Annotated in this window: 2 protein-coding genes and 1 tRNA gene; 2 read left to right on the top strand and 1 reads right to left on the bottom strand. The window is 45.7% G+C overall.

Annotated elements, in window-relative coordinates:
• The first annotated feature begins 553 nt into the window (after positions 1 to 553).
• A complete protein-coding gene (rdgB, locus tag PX484_RS00655) occupies positions 554 to 1,147 on the top strand; it encodes an RdgB/HAM1 family non-canonical purine NTP pyrophosphatase (RefSeq protein WP_288031580.1) in 594 nt (197 codons plus the stop codon).
• Here the strand turns inward: rdgB and lipA are convergent.
• Entirely contained in the window at positions 1,110 to 2,015 is a 906-nt protein-coding gene (gene lipA / locus PX484_RS00650; protein ID WP_288102655.1) for a lipoyl synthase, read from the bottom strand. The two genes, rdgB and lipA, sit on opposite strands and share 38 nt — an antisense overlap.
• Before the next feature lie 71 nt (positions 2,016 to 2,086).
• Here lipA and PX484_RS00645 point away from each other — a divergent pair.
• Positions 2,087 to 2,160 (top strand) — tRNA-Pro (locus PX484_RS00645).
• Positions 2,161 to 2,492: the final 332 nt, after the last annotated feature.

Here is a 2,492-nt window from a genome sequence, read left to right as displayed (position 1 = left end):
GGGTGTGGGGTGTAGGGTGTAGGGTGTGGGGTGTAGGGTGTGGGGTGTGGGAATTAGGAATTAGGAAGTGGGGGGAATAAATAAAATAATCTCCTGACTACTGCCTTCCTTAACAACATAGCTATCGCTTTTTCGGAGTCAAGAGATGTTTCTATTTTTTCATCTTCATAAAGACAATTGCTGTCAAACCAGCGAGCCGAGTATTTTGGATGTAAGTAGGGAGGCACAATTATTTGTAGGATGGGTTAGCGGTAGCGTAACATGAGCAGGCGTTGGGTTTCATGCTTCAACCCAACCTACGTTCATCTATATTTAATTCCACCCACCCACTTATTTGTACTTCCTTGATATGTTTGTCTTTGAGTCTTTCAGTCAATGGGAATTTTAAGGAACCCATGCTTAACTTTAATCCTCGCAATAATCAGGGGGAAATGTCCGTCCGATCCAAAGCAGTCAGGGAGTTAAAAGTTTTTACTGTAGCTTTAGTGTATAGTGAAATATTCTCAACGTCAAGCCGCCCTAAAAGGCCGGGGTTTCAAACCGATTATTTTCGATGAAAAAATTAATTCTAGCCACGAGTAACCCGGGTAAATTAGCAGAGATAGGGGAATACTTAACTGATATTGACCTAGAATTGCAGTTAAAACCCGATGATTTAGAGATAGAGGAAACAGGGGCGACTTTTGCTGAAAATGCTTATTTAAAAGCTGCTCAAATTGCCCTAACATTGGGAGAATGGTCGATCGCTGATGATTCGGGATTGGAAGTAACCGGGTTAGGAAATGCCCCAGGGATTTACTCGGCCCGCTACGGTGAAAATGATCGAGAAAGAATCGATCGCCTCGTCAGAGAATTAGGAGATAATCAGGATCGCTCGGCCCGTTTTGTCTGTGTAATTGCGATCGCCCGTCCCGATGGTGAGATTGCCTTGAGCGCCACAGGAATCTGTACGGGAGAAATTTTAACCAGTCCTAGGGGTGAAGGTGGTTTTGGTTACGATCCGATTTTTTATGTTCCCGAATACGCTTTAACCTTTGCGGAAATGTCTCCCGAATTAAAAAGAAAAATTAGCCATCGAGGACGAGCTTTTCAGCAATTGCTGCCCCATCTCAAGACTCTCGCGGGTACAAATTCATTAAAGCCCTGACTTGTTCAGCATGATAAGAGCTTCTTGTCAAGGGACTCGCAACAATTTGTAAAAATCCCAGAGACTCACCGTATTCGCGCCAAGCGTGGAACTGTTCGGGGGTGATAAATTCCTGTACACCGAGATGTTTTGGCGATGGTTGCAGATACTGCCCGATGGTGAGAATATCACAATCAACGGCCCGTAAATCGCCCATCACTTGCCGCACTTCCTCGTCGGTTTCCCCCAATCCCACCATAATGCCCGATTTTGTGTAGGTAGCGGGAACAATGGCGCGAGCGCGCTGCAATAATTCTAGAGAACGCTGGTAATCACCCTGGGGACGCACACGACGGTAGAGACGGGGAACAGTTTCGGTATTGTGGTTTAAAACTTCAGGTTTAGCGGCAAGAATTAAAGCTAAAGCCTGCCAATTGCCGCAAAGATCGGGAATCAGCACTTCGATGGTGGTTTTTGGGGAAATGCGGCGAATTTCCTCGATACAACGGACAAATTGACTAGCACCCCCATCAGCCAAATCATCGCGATTGACAGAAGTGATCACTACATGATTAAGATCAAGACGTTGCACGGCTGCCGCTAGTCGCAGGGGTTCCGTGGAGTCTAAAGGTTGGGGTTTTTTCTCAAAATCTATATCACAGTAAGGACAGGCGCGAGTGCAAGCAGGACCCATAATTAAAAAGGTAGCCGTCCCCGCGTGGAAACATTCGCCGATATTGGGACAGGAAGCCTCCTCACAAACGGTATTTAAGCCTAAATCGCGTAAAACTTCCTTAACACTGCCGACTCGCTGCCATTGCGGTGCTTTTACCCGTAACCACTCTGGTTTTACCGTCACGCCTGAACTACTCCGATAATTTTTGCCTATATCTGTAATATCCTAGCAAGTCTCGACCCACTCAAGGCAGAATATGCTATGATGATTTAGCTAAAAACTTTCGGGATGTAGCGCAGCTTGGTAGCGCACTTCGTTCGGGACGAAGGGGCCGCAGGTTCGAATCCTGTCATCCCGATTAAAGACAATCAAGGGGAGAGGCACAATCGACTCTCTTGGGTTTGCTGGGTAAAATGTATTCTAGGATATAGTCCTGCTGGCGAGGGAGTGGAAAAAACCACAGAGACACAGAGGACACAAAGATCGATCGCTCCTATATGGGTTAAACTGATCACACCAAGAATAAGAGAGTCCAAAATCTATCTTCTATTTGATTATAACTACTTAATTTACCTCCTCTAAGCCCATGTCTAGATTATTAATCAGCCAGTATCAGGCGGAAGTTGAGAAGATTGTCCAATATGGCGGCAGTCGCAAGGAAACTTCGATTAGAGTCGCTTTTCAGAATTT

Source organism: Microcystis sp. M49636_WE2 (assembly GCF_030065375.1).
In the GTDB taxonomy this organism is placed as follows: Bacteria; Cyanobacteriota; Cyanobacteriia; order Cyanobacteriales; family Microcystaceae; genus Microcystis; species Microcystis aeruginosa_C.
Note: the sequence above shows the minus strand (reverse complement) of the source record. Positions and strands in the feature narration are given on the sequence as shown.